Origin of the sequence: Aquibaculum sediminis (assembly GCF_040712085.1) — a bacterium.
Lineage (GTDB): Bacteria > Pseudomonadota > Alphaproteobacteria > Kiloniellales > DSM-21159 > Aquibaculum > Aquibaculum sediminis.
On record NZ_JBFCVK010000011.1, the window covers coordinates 124832 to 140459 of the forward strand.

Below are 15628 nucleotides of genomic sequence, written 5' to 3' on the forward strand. Positions count from 1 at the left end.
CCACTTGATTTTGTTGGCTCCGCGGACAGGACTCGAACCTGTGACCCGGTGGTTAACAGCCACCTGCTCTACCAACTGAGCTACCGCGGATCAGGGAGCGGCCATCTCTGGCCGCCGCGGCGGGCTTATAGCAAAGGCCAAGCCCCCCTGCAAAGACTTTCGCTGCCTTCTGCAACCGCCTGCGAACAAGCAACAAACGGCTGGAGGCCCGGGCCGGAATCGAACCGACGTACGAGGATTTGCAGTCCTCTGCATAACCACTCTGCCACCGGGCCGGCGGCGTCTCGCGCGACGGGTTAGTGGCACCTGCTCCGGGATCGGTCAAGAGGGCAGCGGCTTTTTTGCCGAGCTCTGACGTAAGCGTTTCCCGGCGGGTTGAGGCGGGCTCTCGTGCGCCATCGGATCTTGCTGTCGTTGTCTTGGCGCCGTGCGGTCACTATAAGGCGGCGGAGGCGGGCGCGTGGGCTTCAATGCTGCGCGCCGGGACTATGGACAGACGAGGGACGAAGGCCGTGGACTACGCCAGCGCGCGCCGAAATATGGTGGACGGGCAACTGCGCACCAATCGCGTCACCGATCCCGGGGTGATTGCCGCATTCGAAAGCCTGCCGCGTGAGCGCTTCGTGCCCGAGGGCGCACGCGGTCATGCCTATATCGATGAAGACCTGCAGTTGGGCGAGGGCCGCTGGCTGATGGAGCCGATGGTGCTCGCGCGCCTGCTTCAGGCCGCGGATATCGATGCCGGGGCGTCCGTTTTGGTGGTCGGCGCCGGCACCGGTTACGCCGCGGCACTGATTGCCCAGATCGCCAGCGGTGTGGTGGCACTGGAAGAGAACACCTCCCTGGCCGCGCAGGCCGAGGCGCTGTTTGAGGAGCTCGAGATCGACAATGCCGTCGTCGTGACTGGCTCCCTGCGTGAGGGATATGCGGCCCAGGCGCCCTATGACGTCATCCTGATCGATGGCGGTGTCGAAGAGGTGCCTCCCGCATTGAGCGAACAGCTTGTCGAGGGTGGCCGGCTGGTGACGGTGGTGCGCGAGACGCCCAGCATGGGGCGCGCGCGACTCTTCCGCAAGAATGGCACCTTCTCCAGCCGGATCCTCTTCGATGCGGCCACACCCGTGATTGAGAGCCTGCGCAAGGCACGCAGCTTTGTTTTCTGAATCCGGAATGATAGGTTGAGGGCGCCAGCGGAACATTAAAGGGGGCTTGGCGAATGAGCGACATACGAGCGAGCCGGCGTCGTGCCCGTCTTGGCCTGTTTCTCGCCGGCACGCTTCTCGGGGCGCTACCGGGTGCTGCGCTTGGGCAAACCCTCGAAGACGCTCTTTCCGCAGCCTATATGAACAACCCCCGCTTGCTCGGCGGTCAGGCCGAGTTGCGGGCGACCAATGAGGCCGTTCCCCAGGCACAATCCGGATGGCGCCCGCGCGTCGAACTGAGCGCGAGTGCCGGTCTCAATCGGCAGAGCGTCGATGCGGGCCGCGGCTGGGATCCCGAAACACGGCGGCAGCGCAGCGCCGAAGTGGGGGTGGTGCAGCCGCTCTATCGCGGCGGGCGCACCGAAGCCGGCGTGGCCCGGGCGGAAAACCAGGTTTTCGGCCAGCGGGCCGTGCTGGTCGATACCGAGCAGGCGGTTCTGCTTGATGCGGTCATCGCCTACATGGACGTCTGGCGCGACGAGGCCGAGGTCGAACTCAACATCAGCAGCGAGCAGGTGATCGGGCGTCAGCTCTCCGCGGCGCGCGACCGCTTCGAGGTGGGCGAGACCACCCGCACTGACGTGGCGCAGGCCGAGTCCCGCCTGTCGCGCGCCACGGCCCAGCGCATTGCCGCGGAAGGGCAGTTGCGCAGCAGCCGGGCCATCTTTCGTGAAGTGACCGGGATCCCTGTCGGAACCTTGGAGGCGCCCGAGCCGGTGCGTGAGTTGCCGGCCTCGGAGTTTGAAGCGGCAGAGCAGGCGCAACTGGCCAATCCCCAGGTCGTTGCTGCCGGCTTTTTCGAACGCGCTGCCGAGCGTGCGATCCGCGAGCGTTACGGCGAGCTGCTGCCCGAGGTCAACCTGCGCGCCGGGGCCAGCGAAGGTCGCGACATGCAAGGGCGCGGGGTCAAGACCAGCAGCCTGAGCCTGATCGCCGAAGTGACAGTGCCGATCTATCAGCAGGGGCTGGTGTCCAGCCAGGTGCGCGAGGCCAAGCAGACCACGAGTCAGCGCCGTCTCGAGATGGAGCAGGCGCGCCGGGCGGTCGAACAGGAAGCCATTTCGGCCTGGGAATCGCTGGCATCGGCCCGGGCTCAGATCGTCTCCTTCGATGCCGAGATCCAGGCAGCAGAGATCGCGCTGGAAGGCGTGCGCGAAGAGGCGACCGTGGGCGCGCGCACCGTGCTCGACGTGCTCGATCAGGAACAGGAGCTCCTTGATGCCCAGGTCAATCGAGTGCGGGCGCAACGCGATGAGGTGGTCGCCAGCTTTCGCCTGCTGGCCGCTGTCGGTCGCCTGACTGCGGGCGACCTGGGCCTGGATGTGCCGCTCTATGATCCGGAACTGGATTACCGGGCGGTGCGTGACCGCTGGTACGGGTTGAGCGTGCCCAACGAATAGGGTAAGCCCGATGCGGGCGCCCGTATGCGTGGCGCAAGCTTAGACTGGAGTGCGGCATGGCCCAGAGCGGCGGGCAGAACGAACCCTCCATGGAAGATATCCTGGCGTCCATTCGCCGGATCATCACCGAGGACGAGAAGGCGCAGCACACTCGACCGGCAGCGGCGACGCGTCCGGCACCGGAGCCTGTCGGCGGGGAGGATGACGAGGAAGATGTTCTCGATCTGACCGAGAGGGTGGAGCCTGCAGAAGAGGTCCCGGCCACGGAAGCGACCGCCGCCTTTGCCACGGATGCCGCACCGCAACCCACTGAGCCCAATGAGCAGACGGCTGCCGACAACCAGTCGGACGCCGCGGCGGAACAGGCCGTATCGGGCAGTGGCACACCCGCCGGCGCGCGTGAGGGCCTGGTGTCTGCACAGACGGCAGCGGCCGCGGTGGCGGCTCTTTCCGAGGTATCGCGCAACCTCGGCAACGACAACGCCAAGTCCCAGGCTGGCCCGGCTATGGAAGGGCAGACGCTGGATGCCCTGGTGCGCCAGGCGCTTACCCCGTTGCTCCAGGCCTGGCTGGACGAGAATCTGCCTGCACTGGTGGAGGATGTCGTTCGTGAAGAGGTTCAGCGCCTGGTGATCGAGTCTCGCCGCCGCTGATCCCGCCGGCTCCGAGACCGGCTTGGCGCGTCCGCGCCATCGCAAAGTCCTATCGCCGCCTTGCGGCCCCAAGAGTGAAGTGAGGAAGCTGCTGCCATGGCAGAGCTCGACAAGACCTATCGACCGGCCGAGGTCGAAGCCAAGCAGTATCAACGCTGGGAGGACAGCGGGCTCTTTGCCTGCGTGCCGGAATCCAAGGCCGATCCCTATGTGATCATGATGCCGCCGCCGAATGTGACCGGCAGCCTGCACATGGGCCACGCGCTGACCTTCACCATCCAGGATATTCTCATCCGCTGGCACCGGATGGGCGGACGCGATGCGCTCTGGCAGCCCGGCAGCGACCATGCCGGCATCGCCACCCAGATGGTGGTCGAACGCAAGCTTGCCGCGGAGGGAAACAACCTCAGCCGCGCCGAGATGGGTCGTGAGAAGTTCCTGGAGAAAGTCTGGGAGTGGAAGGCCGAGTCCGGCGGCACCATCACGCGGCAGTTGCGGCGCCTCGGTGCCTCCGCCGACTGGGGGCGCGAACGCTTCACCATGGACGCCGGTTTGTCGGAAGCCGTGCGCAAGGTTTTTGTGCAGCTCTTCAAGGAAGGGCTGATCTACCGCGACAAGCGGCTGGTCAACTGGGACCCAAAGCTGCACACCGCCATTTCCGACCTGGAGGTGCAGCAGGTCGAGAGCCAGGGCAAGCTCTGGCACTTCCGCTACCCTGTGGAAGGGGAGGAGGGGCGTTTCATCGTGGTCGCGACCACGCGCCCGGAGACCATGCTCGGCGACAGCGGCATCGCCGTGCATCCGGAGGATGAGCGCTACGCCGATCTCGTGGGCAAGCATGCCATCCTGCCGCTGGTCGGCCGGCGCCTGCCCATCGTGGCCGACGACTATGCCGACCCGGAAACCGGCACCGGCGCGGTGAAGATGACCCCGGCGCACGACTTCAACGACTTCGAGGTCGGTCGTCGCCACAACCTCGAGCTCATCAACATCTTCGACCGCGATGCCTGCATCAACGAGAACGCGCCCGAAGCCTATCGTGGGCTCGACCGCTATGCGGCGCGGGCGCGGGTCGTCGCGGACCTGGAAGCGCAGGGCCTGGTGGAGAAGGTCGAGGAGCACGCCAATGTTGTGCCGCACGGCGACCGCTCGAATGTCGCCATCGAGCCCTGGCTGACCGACCAGTGGTACGTCGATGCCGCCACCCTGGCCAAGCCCTGCATCGAGGCGGTGGAGCAGGGACGGACCCGCTTCGTGCCCAAGCAGTGGGAGAACACCTACTTCGAGTGGATGCGCAACATCCAGCCCTGGTGCATCTCGCGCCAGATCTGGTGGGGTCATCAGGTGCCGGCCTGGTACGGACCAGACGGCACGGTCTTCGTCGAAGAGACAGAGGAGGCGGCGCAGGCTGCGGCCAAATCACACTTCGGTGAGGAAGTGGCACTGGAGCGCGACAGTGACGTGCTCGACACCTGGTTCTCCTCGGCGCTCTGGCCTTTCTCCACGCTGGGCTGGCCGTCGAAAGATCCGGCGGTGGTGCACGACCTGGCCCGCTACTATCCCGGCGATGTGCTTGTTACCGGATTCGACATCATCTTTTTCTGGGTCGCCCGGATGATGATGATGGGCATGCATTTCATGGGCGATGTGCCCTTCAAGGACGTCTACATCCACGCCCTCGTGCGCGACCAGCACGGCCAGAAGATGTCCAAGTCCAAGGGCAACGTGCTCGATCCCTTGGACCTGATCGACCAGTACGGCTGCGATGCCCTGCGGTTCACCCTGGCGGCCATGGCGGTGCCGGGGCGCGACGTGAAGCTGGATCCGCAGCGCATCGAGGGCTATCGCAACTTCTCCACCAAGCTGTGGAACGCAGCCCGCTTCTGCCAGATGAACGGCGCGGCGCTGTCGGAGGATTTCGATCCGGCCCACTGCAAGCACAGCGTCAATCGCTGGCTGGTGGGTGAGCTGGTGGAGGTCGAGCGCGGGCTGGAACGCGCCCTGGAGAACTACCGCCTGGATGAGGCGGCGAGCCTGCTCTATCGCTTCATCTGGAACGGTTTCTGCGACTGGTACATCGAGTTCGCCAAGCCGCTGCTGGAGCAGGAGGACTACGCCGCGGAGACGCGGGCGACCATGGCCTGGGCCATGAACCTGCTCTTGCGCTTCCTGCACCCCTTCATGCCCTTCGTGTCCGAGGAGCTCTGGGAGCATTTCGGGGACGGAAGTCTGCTCATGGGCGTGCAGCGCCCGCGGCTTTCCGAGTCCCTGCGTGATCCCGAAGCCGCGGCGGAGATCGGCTGGCTGATTCGCCTGATCACCGAGGTCCGGGCCCTGCGCGGGGAGGTCAATCTGCCGCCCACCGCCAAGCCGGTCATGCTGGCCAAGGATGCTGACGAGACAACGCGCAAGCGGCTGGAGGCGCACAGCGCTCTGACCATGCGCCTTGGGCGGCTGGAGCGGATCGAAGCAATAGACGAGGACTTGCCGCAGGACGCGGTCAGCTTCGTCATCGATGAAACGACCTTCGGACTGCCCTTGAAGGAGGTGCTGGACATCGCGGCGGAGCGCGCCCGGCTGCAGAAGGAGATCGAAAAGCTCGGCAAGGAGATCGCCAAGATCGACGGCAAGCTGGGCAACGAGCAGTTCCTGGCGAAGGCGCCGGAGGCCGTGATCGCCGAACAGCACAGCCGCCGCGACGACGCCGCCCGGGCCCGCGAGAAGCTCGAAGCCAGCCTCAAGCGACTCGCGTCCCTTTAAGACAACACCAACGCTGGCAAGCGCGTCGCCTCGAAAAGACTTTGAGGGAAGGGGCGCCCTTGGCTAGGCTCATGCAAGCCCGGGCCTCGGTCCGGAAACAACGAGAATAGACCTTTAAGCAACGTTAAGGACGAGAGGGAATGTCCATGCCGCTCGATTCGAGAGATGTCGGTTTCGACAAGTCACGCCTGCCCAGCCGCCACGTCTCGGTCGGACCCGGCAAGGCTCCGCACCGCTCCTACTACTATGCGATGGGGATGACCGAGAAGGAGATCAATCAGCCCTTCGTCGGCGTCGCCACCTGCTGGAACGAGGCGGCCCCCTGCAATATCTCGCTCGGGCGCCAGGCCCAGGTGGTCAAAAAGGGCGTCAAGGCTGCCAACGGCACCCCGCGCGAATTCACCACCATCACCGTGACCGACGGCATCGCCATGGGCCACCAGGGCATGAAGTCCTCCCTGGCAAGCCGTGATCTCATCGCTGACTCGGTCGAACTCACGATGCGCGGCCACTGCTACGATGCGCTGGTCGGCCTGGCCGGCTGTGACAAGTCGCTGCCCGGCATGATGATGGCCATCGTTCGCCTCAACGTCCCCAGCATCTTCATGTACGGCGGTTCGATCCTGCCCGGCCGTCACAAGGGCAAGGACGTCACCGTACAGGATGTCTTCGAGGCCGTCGGCGCGCACCAGGCCGGCAACCTCAAGGACGAGGAACTCCACAGCCTCGAGTGCGTGGCCTGTCCCTCGGCCGGCTCCTGCGGCGGTCAGTTCACCGCGAACACCATGGCCTGCGTCTCGGAGGCCATCGGGCTTGCGCTGCCCGGTTCGGCCGGTGCGCCGGCACCCTACGAAAGCCGCGACGCCTATGCTGAGGCTTCAGGGCAGGCGGTGATGCGCCTGCTGCAGCTGGGCTTGCGTCCGCGCGACATCGTCAGCCGCAAGTCGCTGGAGAATGCCGCCATGGTTGTGGCCGCTTCCGGCGGTTCGACCAACGCCGCGCTGCACCTGCCGGCAATCGCTCACGAGGCGGGGATCGAATTCGACCTCCACGATGTGGCCGAGATCTTCAAAAAGACGCCCTACATCGCCGACCTGAAACCGGGCGGTCGCTACGTTGCCAAGGATCTCTTCGAGATCGGTGGCGTGCAGGTCCTGATGCGGGCCCTGCTGGACGGCGGCTATCTTCACGGCGACTGCATCACGGTCACCGGCAAGACCATCGCCGACAACCTCAAGGGCGTCGAACTGCCGAGCGATCAGGACATCGTGCGTCCGACCAGTGATCCCATCACCCAGACCGGCGGTGTCGTCGGTCTGCGCGGCACGCTGGCGCCGGAAGGGGCCATCGTGAAGGTTGCGGGCATGAAGAACCTCAAGTTCCGCGGCACCGCTCTGGTGTTCGACAGCGAGGAGGAAGCCTTCCAGGCGGTGCAGGAGCGCCGCTACAAGGAAGGCGACGTCTTCGTGATCCGCTACGAAGGTCCGAAGGGCGGCCCCGGCATGCGCGAGATGCTGGCGACCACCGCGGCGATCTACGGCCAGGGCATGGGCGATAAGGTCGCACTGATCACCGACGGGCGCTTCTCCGGCGCCACCCGCGGTTTCTGCATCGGCCATGTCGGTCCGGAAGCGGCCATCGGCGGTCCCATCGGCCTGCTGAAGAACGGCGACATCATCGTCATCGATGCCGAGAAGGGCATCCTTGACGTCGAGGTTTCGGAGAAGGAGTTGGAGGCACGGCGCAAGGATTGGGCGCCGCGCGAACACGACTTCCAGTCCGGCGCGCTCTGGCGCTATGCCCAGACCGTCGGTTCGGCGGAGAAGGGGGCGGTGACGCACCCGGGCGGTGCGGCGGAAACCCACTGCTACGCCGACATCTGAGTAGGACGCAGGCCATACGGGGGGAGACGCGGCGTGAAGATCGCTGTCGGCGGGTTCCAGCACGAAACCAACACCTTTGCGCCCACCAAGGCGGATTATGCCGCCTTCGCCGAGGGCGGCGGCTGGCCACCGGTCAGCCGGGGCGAGGAGGTACTGGCGGCCGTTGCCGGCATGAATTTGCCAATCGCGGGCTTCACGGAAGCCGCCCGGACGGCGGGGCACCAGGTTGTCCCGCTCACCTGGGCGGCCGCGTCTCCCTCCTCCTATGTGACCGAGGATGCCTTTGAGCGGATCTGTGGTCAGATAATCGATGACCTCGCCGGGCTGCGCGGGGTCGATGCGGTCTATCTCGACCTGCACGGCGCCATGGTCACGGAGCATTTCCAGGACGGGGAGGGCGAGATCCTGCGCCGGGTGCGGGCCACGGTGGGGCGCGATCTGCCTGTGGTCACCAGCCTGGATCTCCACGCCAACGTCACGCCTGAGATGGTGGCGCTGTCCGACGGCCTGGTCATCTATCGTACCTATCCCCACGTCGACATGGCGAAGACCGGTGAGCGCGCTTTCGTCCTGCTTTCAGGCCTGCTGCAGGGCCGACGCTGCGCTAAGGCCTATCGCCCGCTCCCCTTCCTTATTCCGCTGACCAGCGGCTGCACCCTGATCGAACCGGCGGCCTCCATCTACGCCGCGTTGGAAGAGATCGAGGCGGAAGAAGGGCTTGCCAGCCTTTCCTTCGCGTGCGGTTTCGGGCCGGCCGACATTCATCACTGCGGGCCGAGCGTGGTTGCCTATGGCGGCGATGCGGCGGCGGTGGAGCGCGCGGCGGATCGGGTCCAGGCCATGGTGGCCGAGCAGGAGGCTGCCTTCGGCGGGGACATCCTGCCGGCCGCAGAGGCCGTGCGCGAGGCGCGCGCCGTTGCCGGTCGGCGGCCCGGAAAGCCCGTGGTCCTGGCCGATACCCAGGACAACCCCGGCGCCGGAGGCGATGGCGATACCGTGGGCCTGCTGGAAGCGCTGGTGGAGCAGAGCGCCGAAGGTGCAGTGCTCGGCCTGCTGATCGACCGCGAAAGTGCCGAGCGGGCGCATATGGCGGGCGTAGATTCGACGGTGCGCCTTGAGTTGGGCGCGAAAAGCGGCCAGCCGGGCCACAAGCCGCTGGTGGCCGACTTCAAGGTGCTTCGGCTGGGTGATGGGGCTTTCACCTGCACGGGTCCCTTCTACGAGGGCGCGCGCATGCGTCTGGGGCCGATGGCGCTGTTGGACTTGAACGGCGTTCAGATTGCCGTGGCCTCGAAGAAGGTGCAGGCCGCCGACATGGAGATGTTCCGTCACCTGGGCGTCGAGCCGACGGAGCGGCCCATCGTGGCCGTGAAATCCTCGGTCCACTTCCGCGCCCACTTTCAGCCGGTGGCTGAGCGCGTGATCGTCGCCGCGGCCCCCGGACCCAACCCCGTGGACCACAGCCTCCTGACCTACCGCAATCTGCGGCCCGGCGTGCGCCTCATGCCGGCAAAGGGCTGATCCGAAGACCGGCGGCTTGCGCGACGGCTTCGGCCGCCGCGATACCGCTGGCGTGGGCGCCGTGGACGGTGCCGAAGGCGGGGATGTTGCAGGCCTCTCCGGCGAAGAAGAGCTTGTTTGCCAGAGGATCGGTCAGTCTTTGCCGTGCATCTGCATGGCCGGGGCGGGCGCTGGAATAGCTGCCACCGAAGCGCGGATCATCGCCCCAGTTGGTGGCCGACCAGCCCGTAAGGTGGGGGCGCAAGGGCCGCTCCAGCATCGCTTCCAGGAGATCCAGCACCGGCTCGAGGGTGTCGGCCGGCGTTGGCTTCTGCCAGTGACGCAGCAGGCTGCCGCCCAGGTGCAGCAGGATCATGGGGCGGCCGAAGGGCCGGATGATGCCGTTAAGGGCCGCACGCTCCCGACCCACGCGATGGATGTACCAATGCGATTCCTCGGGCAGGGCCGCTTCGTCGAAGCGCAAGGCCAGCTTCTCGTGCCGACCAAGCGGCAGCGCGGCGGCAGCGGCGCGCTTTTCGGGCGGGAGGGCCGGTTCGAAGAGGTCTTCGCGCAGCAGCACCGGTGTCGGTAGCGCCAGGATGGCGCGCTCTGCCGTCACCCGGCCCCTGGGTGTGGTGACAGTGACGCCTTGCGCCGACCAGGCGACCCGCTCCGCCGGCGTGTCCAGTTCCACGGCGGTGTCGCGGTGGAGTTCGGCCAGGAGACTGCCGTAGCCATCTTGCAGCGGCCAGTTGGCGCCATCCTCCTCGAATCGGACATAGTCCTGAATGGAGACCTCTTCGACTTCCCCGCCGTTCATGGCCTGGAGCCAGCCTTCGGCATAGGCGCGCCAGCGCGGGTGCGGCGGCATGACTTCGGCCAGCGACGCCTCGCGGCCAGCAGTCGCGGCGATTTCGACCGCGGCGTAGCAGGAGTCGACATAGGCATCGATCTCCTGCTGCTCGGCCTGCGTGGCCCAGTGCCCCTCGTCCGCCAGCCAGTGGCGCACCTTCCGCGGGCTGTCGGACCAGGCGCGGCCGCGCGCCCGGGCATGCTGCACGAAAGGATTGCTTAGTGCCTGGTGCATCCAGTGCGCGCCGCGGTCCCAGGGCAGGCCCAGGCTGTCCTGATCGGTGTGGCAGCGGCCGCCGATGCGCGGCCCGGCCTCCAGCAGCAGGGTGCCCAGCCCCAGGCTGCGGGCACGTGCCGCTGCGGCCAGGCCGGCAGCGCCGGCGCCAATGACGATGAGGTCGGCGGTCTCAGGTAACGGTTTCACGGATTATCCCCAGGGACGTTTTTTGGTTTTGCGGTTTCTTGACTGACCGGCCCGGTTTCGCTCCGCAGCGCTGCGCAGGCGCAGGCCCTTGGGCGGTTCCCCTGAGCCGAACAGAGGAACGGTGCGCCGCCGGAAGAAGATCACCAGCACCATGCCGGCCAGGAAGCCGCCGATGTGCGCCCACCAGGCGATGCCGTCGGCTTCCGGCCCATCCTGTGCGCCGATCACCTGAAAGCCGAACCAGAAGATCAGCAGCAGCCAGGCCGGCAGGAAGAGCGGAATGATGATGATTGGTACCAGCACCTTGGCGCGAGGGTGGAGCAACAGATAGGCCCCCAGAACCCCCGAAACCGCGCCACTCGCGCCCACCACGGGCACGGTCGAACCGGGAAAGGCAACAAAGTGCACCAGTGCCGCCGCCACGCCGCAGATGAGGTAGAAGGCAAGGAATCGCAGGTGCCCCATGGCGTCTTCGACATTGTCGCCGAAGACGAAGAGGAACAGCATGTTGCCGATCAGGTGCATCCAGCTGCCGTGCAGGAACTGGTAGGTGACCAGCGTGAAGAGAGAAGGAACCCCCGTCAGTTCGGGGGTCAGGCGTGCCTCGCCGCTCAGCACCGCGGGGATCAGGCCGTAGCCGAAGATGCCTTCCATGTAGGCCGCTTGCCCGGCGCCGGTCTGCTGAATGAACACATAGATGCAGACGGCCATCATCCCCCAGGTCACCCAGGGGTAGGCGAGGAAGATCCGGGGGTTGCGGTCGAACAGCGGCAGGAAGGCCATGGGTCAGGCCCGCGGCCGACGTTGTGGTCTGGTCATCGCTCTCATGCAGGATCGCGCAGCCGGCACCAGACCGGCGTGTGATCCGAAGCCTTTTCCCAGCCGCGCGGGTCCCGGTCGATGCCGGACTCCTCCAGACGATCTGCCGCCTGCGGCGACAACAGCAGATGGTCAATGCGGATGCCATTGTCCCTTTGCCAGGCGCCCGCTTGATAGTCCCAGAAGGTGTAGGCGTGGGTCGCATCGGGATGCAGCGCCCGGAAGGCTTCGGTGAAGCCCAGATTGACGATCCGCCGGAAGGCGGCGCGGCTTTCCGGCCGGAAGAGGGCATCACCTTCCCAGGCCGCCGGTTCGTGACAGTCTACGGGCTGGGGGATGACGTTCCAGTCGCCGCCGAGCACAACCGGCACCTCCTGTGCGGCCAATGCGGCCGCCTGCGCGCGCAGGCGCGCCATCCAGGCAAGCTTGTAGTCGAATTTCGCGCCGGGCACCGGATTGCCGTTCGGCAGGTAGATGGAAGCGACCCGCAAGCCGGCGGTGGTGGCCTCCAGATAGCGGGCCTGGCTGTCCTCCGCGTCGCCCGGGAGGCCCTCTTGCACGTTTTCCAGCGGGTTGCGCGAGAGCAGGGCCACGCCATTGTAGCTCTTCTGGCCGACCACGGCGCTGTGATAACCAGCAGCCTCCAACTCCATGGTCGGAAAGGCGTCTGCCATGCACTTGGTTTCCTGCAGCATGACCACATCCGGTGCGAAACTCTCGAGCCAACGCAGCAGATTGGGCAAACGCACCTTGATGGAGTTGACGTTCCAGGAAGCGATTTTCATCGGGGAGTCCGCTGCAGGAGAAGGAGTGGCCGCAGTCTAGCACTGTCGCCCAGGACCGCTCCAGCCACGCAGGCTCCGGTGATGCTCGCAGGCAGTCTGCGCGCTGCCCCTTCCCCTCACCGGTCAGGGTCCTTACATTGGTAGGACAATGACCGTTCGCCCTGCTACGGCGGAAGAGGAGTGGTATGAGCACGATTACCCAGGCACCGGAACTGACCTTGAGCGAGAGTGCCGCCAAACGCATCGCGTTCCTCGCGGCGCAGGAGGACAATCCCGATACCATGCTGCGCATCACGGTCTCGGGCGGAGGCTGCTCGGGCTTCAAGTACGATTTCGCCTTCGATTCGACGGCCACCGAAGAGGATCGGGTGTTCGAACGGGATGGCGCGAAGGTGGTGATCGACGAAGTGTCGCTCGACCTGCTCGGCGGCTCCCAGGTCGACTTCGTGGACGATCTCATGGGCGCCTACTTCCGCATCGAGAATCCCAACGCCACCGCGTCCTGCGGCTGCGGCACCTCCTTCGCGCTGTAAGCCGGGCCTCCGGCCCTCATCTCTGACGGGCCGGCTGGCGCTCCCCCGCGGAACGCGGCCAGCCTGTGGTTCCTTCTGAAGGACTCTCTGCATGTCTGTGCTTCCGAGCCAGGCCCGTGCCGTGATCATCGGCGGGGGCGTTGTCGGCTGTTCCGTCGCCTATCATTTGGCTCAGCTTGGCTGGAAGGACGTGGTTCTGCTGGAGCGCAAGCAGCTCACTAGTGGCACCACCTGGCATGCGGCAGGGCTGATCGGACAGCTGCGCTCGACCTTGAACCTGACGCGCCTCGCCAAGTACTCCGCCGAACTCTACGCGCGGCTTGGCGATGAGGTGGGGCTGGACACGGGCTTTCGGCAGAATGGGTCCCTTGCGGTTGCCCTGACCGGGGAGCGGCTCGAGGAACTCAAGCGCTCGGCCTCCACGGCGAAGACCTTCGGCCTCGATGTGCAGGTCCTGACACCGAGCGACGTGCGCGAAGTCTATCCCCTGCTTGCCGGAGCGGACATCCACGGTGGTGCCTTCCTGCCCAAGGACGGCCAGGCCGATCCGGCGAACATCGCGCTTGCCCTGGCCAAGGGCGCGCGGGCCGGCGGCGTCGCGATCTTCGAAAACACCAAGGTGACGGCCGTGCACCGCAGCGACGGGCGCGTCACCGGCGTCGCAACGGACAAGGGCGAGATCGCGGCCGATTTCGTGGTGAACTGCGGCGGCATGTGGGGGCGGGAGATCGGCCGCATGGCCGGCGTCGATGTACCGCTGCACGCCTGCGAGCACTTCTACATCGTCACCGACGCCATTCCCGACTTGCCGCGCGACCTCCCGGTGCTGCGCGTGCCCGACGAGTGCGCCTACTACAAGGAGGATGCTGGCAAGATCGTGCTCGGCTGCTTCGAACCCCAGGCCAAGCCCTGGGGCGGGCAGGGCATCCCCGAGGACTTCTGCTTCGACGAATTGCCCGAGGATTTCGCGCACTTCGAGCCAATTCTGGAGCGCGCCGTCGAGCGCCTGCCGATCCTGGCCGAGGCCGGCATTCGCACCTTCTTCAACGGTCCCGAAAGCTTCACGCCCGACGGCCGCTACCTGCTGGGGGAGGCGCCCTTCCTGCGCAACTTCTTCCTGGCTTGCGGCTTCAACTCCATCGGCATCCAGTCGGCCGGCGGCGCGGGCAAGGCCTTGGCGGAGTGGATGGATGGCGGCGAGCCGCCGTTTGATCTCTGGGACGTGGACATCCGCCGCCTACACCCGGTGCAGAACAACCGCCGCTACCTGGAGGCCCGCGTCTCCGAGACCCTGGGACTGCTTTACGCCGACCACTTTCCCTATCGGCAGTTTGCCACTGCCCGCGGCATCCGCCGCACGCCGCTGCACGATGCCCTGGCGGCTCGTGGCGCCTGCTTCGGCGAAACGGCAGGGTGGGAGCGGGCCAACTGGTTTGCGCCCGACGGCGTGGAACCGGTCTACCGCTACAGCTGGCAGCGGCAGAACTGGTTCGAACACGCCGCTGCGGAGCACCGCGCCGTGCGCGAAACGGTCGGCCTCTTCGACATGAGCTCCTTCACCAAGTTCCGCGTCGAGGGGGCCGATGCCAAAGCGGTGCTGCAGCGCGTCTGCGCCAACGACGTGGCTGTGGAGCCGGGGCGGGTGGTCTACACCCAGTGGCTCAATCGCCACGGCGGCATCGAGGCGGATTTGACCGTGACCCGCCTCAGCGAAACCTCCTATCTGGCCGTGACCGCTGCCGCTTCGGGCATCCGGGATCTGGCCTGGCTGCAGCGGCAGATTCCAGAGGAGGCGCGCTGCGCCGTCGTCGACGTGACCGGAAGCGAGGCGGTCCTGAGCCTCATGGGTCCGCAGTCCCGGGCGCTGCTCCAGACCGTGACCGACCAGGACCTGGGCAACGAGGCCTTCCCCTTCGCCACCGCGCAAACCATCGAACTGGGCTCTGTGCTGGCCCGCGCACATCGCATCACCTACGTCGGCGAACTGGGCTGGGAGCTCTATGTGCCCAGCGAAATGGCCCGCAGTGCCTTCGAAGCCTTGATGGAGGCCGGGGAGGGGTTCGGGCTGAAGCTCTGCGGCATGCACGCCCTGGATTCCTGCCGGATCGAGAAGGCTTTCCGGCACTTCGGACATGATGTGACCGATGAGGATCACGTGCTGGAGGCCGGCCTGGGCTTCGCGGTGAAGGTCGACAAGACGCCGTCGAAGTTCGGCGATTTCATCGGCCGCGAAGCCGTGCTGCGCAAGCGCGAGGCAGGGCTGCAACGGCGCCTGCTGCAGTTCAAGCTCCGCGATCCCGCGCCGCTGCTCTACCACGATGAGCCGATCCGGCGGGATGGCGAGATTGTGGGGCGCCTGACCTCGGGCAACTACGGGCACCATCTGCGGGCCGCCATCGGCCTCGGCTATGTCAGCGTGCCGCCCGATACCTCGCTGCCGGCGCTGTCCCAGGCCGACTACACCATCGAGATCGCCGGGGAGCTGTTCGCGGCCGAGGCCAACGTCAAGCCGCTCTACGATCCTAGGAGCGAGCGGCCGCACAGTTAAATGCGTGAATCCGGTCAAAGGTAGAGACGAGCGGCTCTAGAGCGGATCGCGTTTGATCTGTAACGCGCAGCGTTCAGAACAAACGCGTGAATCCGCTCTGAATCAAAGGTGTAGAGCAGATTCACGACTCAAACCGGGTCGCTTCGCGAACCCGATTTGAGTCGATCTGCTCTAGTGTCCTGGTTCAGAAGTTCTAATCATTGATTGGCTTGCTCTGGGCAGTTTCGCAGGCAGAAGCGCTCGATGGAAGCGAGGATGTCGTCGGCGGA

The 15628-nt window shown here is 66.2% G+C and carries 11 protein-coding genes and 2 tRNA genes; 8 read left to right on the forward strand and 5 right to left on the reverse strand.

Going from position 1 to position 15628, the window contains the following annotated elements; all coding sequences use genetic code 11:
* Window positions 1-14: 14 nt before the first annotated feature.
* A tRNA-Asn gene (locus ABZ720_RS16245) sits at window positions 15-90 on the reverse strand.
* A 111-nt stretch (window positions 91-201) separates the two neighbouring features.
* A tRNA-Cys gene (locus tag ABZ720_RS16250) sits at window positions 202-275 on the reverse strand.
* Between the two features lie 237 nt (window positions 276-512).
* Here ABZ720_RS16250 and ABZ720_RS16255 point away from each other — a divergent pair.
* The 6 genes from ABZ720_RS16255 (at window position 513) to ABZ720_RS16280 (ending at window position 9419) form a co-directional block, all read left to right on the forward strand.
* Window positions 513-1163: a protein-L-isoaspartate O-methyltransferase family protein gene (locus tag ABZ720_RS16255; RefSeq protein WP_366556576.1), complete on the forward strand. Its 651-nt coding sequence runs from the start codon at window positions 513-515 to the stop codon at window positions 1161-1163.
* A gap of 53 nt (window positions 1164-1216) precedes the next feature.
* Entirely contained in the window at window positions 1217-2602 is a 1386-nt protein-coding gene (locus tag ABZ720_RS16260; RefSeq protein WP_366556577.1) for a TolC family outer membrane protein, read from the forward strand.
* A 56-nt stretch (window positions 2603-2658) separates the two neighbouring features.
* Window positions 2659-3255 (forward strand): DUF2497 domain-containing protein, encoded by a 597-nt coding sequence (locus tag ABZ720_RS16265; RefSeq protein WP_366556578.1) that lies wholly within the window; start codon window positions 2659-2661, stop codon window positions 3253-3255.
* A 96-nt stretch (window positions 3256-3351) separates the two neighbouring features.
* Window positions 3352-6015, forward strand: coding sequence for a valine--tRNA ligase (locus ABZ720_RS16270; protein WP_366556579.1), 2664 nt, complete (start codon window positions 3352-3354; stop codon window positions 6013-6015).
* A 140-nt stretch (window positions 6016-6155) separates the two neighbouring features.
* Window positions 6156-7898 carry a dihydroxy-acid dehydratase gene (gene ilvD / locus ABZ720_RS16275; RefSeq protein WP_366556580.1) on the forward strand — a complete coding sequence of 581 codons (1743 nt, stop codon included), beginning with the start codon at window positions 6156-6158 and terminating at the stop codon, window positions 7896-7898.
* 33 nt (window positions 7899-7931) lie between these two features.
* The gene (locus tag ABZ720_RS16280; protein ID WP_366556581.1) at window positions 7932-9419 is read left to right on the forward strand and encodes a M81 family metallopeptidase; all 1488 of its coding nucleotides are present in this window, start codon (window positions 7932-7934) and stop codon (window positions 9417-9419) included.
* Here the strand turns inward: ABZ720_RS16280 and ABZ720_RS16285 are convergent.
* From ABZ720_RS16285 to xth, 3 genes are read right to left on the reverse strand one after another with little or no spacing between them, the layout of a single operon-like run.
* Window positions 9400-10674 carry a flavin monoamine oxidase family protein gene (locus tag ABZ720_RS16285; RefSeq protein WP_366556582.1) on the reverse strand — a complete coding sequence of 425 codons (1275 nt, stop codon included), beginning with the start codon at window positions 10672-10674 and terminating at the stop codon, window positions 9400-9402. The genes ABZ720_RS16280 and ABZ720_RS16285 overlap by 20 nt on opposite strands.
* A gap of 3 nt (window positions 10675-10677) precedes the next feature.
* Entirely contained in the window at window positions 10678-11457 is a 780-nt protein-coding gene (locus tag ABZ720_RS16290; protein WP_366556583.1) for a rhomboid family intramembrane serine protease, read from the reverse strand.
* A 41-nt stretch (window positions 11458-11498) separates the two neighbouring features.
* A complete protein-coding gene (gene xth, locus ABZ720_RS16295) occupies window positions 11499-12278 on the reverse strand; it encodes an exodeoxyribonuclease III (RefSeq protein WP_366556584.1) in 780 nt (259 codons plus the stop codon).
* A gap of 185 nt (window positions 12279-12463) precedes the next feature.
* Between xth and erpA the strand changes: the two genes are divergently transcribed.
* The gene (gene erpA, locus ABZ720_RS16300) at window positions 12464-12811 is read left to right on the forward strand and encodes an iron-sulfur cluster insertion protein ErpA (RefSeq protein ID WP_275823412.1); all 348 of its coding nucleotides are present in this window, start codon (window positions 12464-12466) and stop codon (window positions 12809-12811) included.
* Between the two features lie 91 nt (window positions 12812-12902).
* A complete protein-coding gene (locus tag ABZ720_RS16305; protein WP_366556585.1) occupies window positions 12903-15359 on the forward strand; it encodes a GcvT family protein in 2457 nt (818 codons plus the stop codon).
* Window positions 15360-15628 lie beyond the last annotated feature (269 nt).

Bases quoted from the DNA above. Each gene is read 5' to 3' on its own strand.
- ABZ720_RS16260 (WP_366556577.1), top strand. From the start codon at position 1,217: ATGAGCGACATACGAGCGAGCCGGCGTCGTGCCCGTCTTGGCCTGTTT.
- ilvD (WP_366556580.1), top strand. From the start codon at position 6,156: ATGTCCATGCCGCTCGATTCGAGAGATGTCGGTTTCGACAAGTCACGC.
- ABZ720_RS16265 (WP_366556578.1), top strand. From the start codon at position 2,659: ATGGCCCAGAGCGGCGGGCAGAACGAACCCTCCATGGAAGATATCCTG.
- xth (WP_366556584.1), bottom strand. From the start codon at position 12,278: ATGAAAATCGCTTCCTGGAACGTCAACTCCATCAAGGTGCGTTTGCCC.
- erpA (WP_275823412.1), top strand. From the start codon at position 12,464: ATGAGCACGATTACCCAGGCACCGGAACTGACCTTGAGCGAGAGTGCC.
- ABZ720_RS16305 (WP_366556585.1), top strand. From the start codon at position 12,903: ATGTCTGTGCTTCCGAGCCAGGCCCGTGCCGTGATCATCGGCGGGGGC.
- ABZ720_RS16270 (WP_366556579.1), top strand. From the start codon at position 3,352: ATGGCAGAGCTCGACAAGACCTATCGACCGGCCGAGGTCGAAGCCAAG.
- ABZ720_RS16290 (WP_366556583.1), bottom strand. From the start codon at position 11,457: ATGGCCTTCCTGCCGCTGTTCGACCGCAACCCCCGGATCTTCCTCGCC.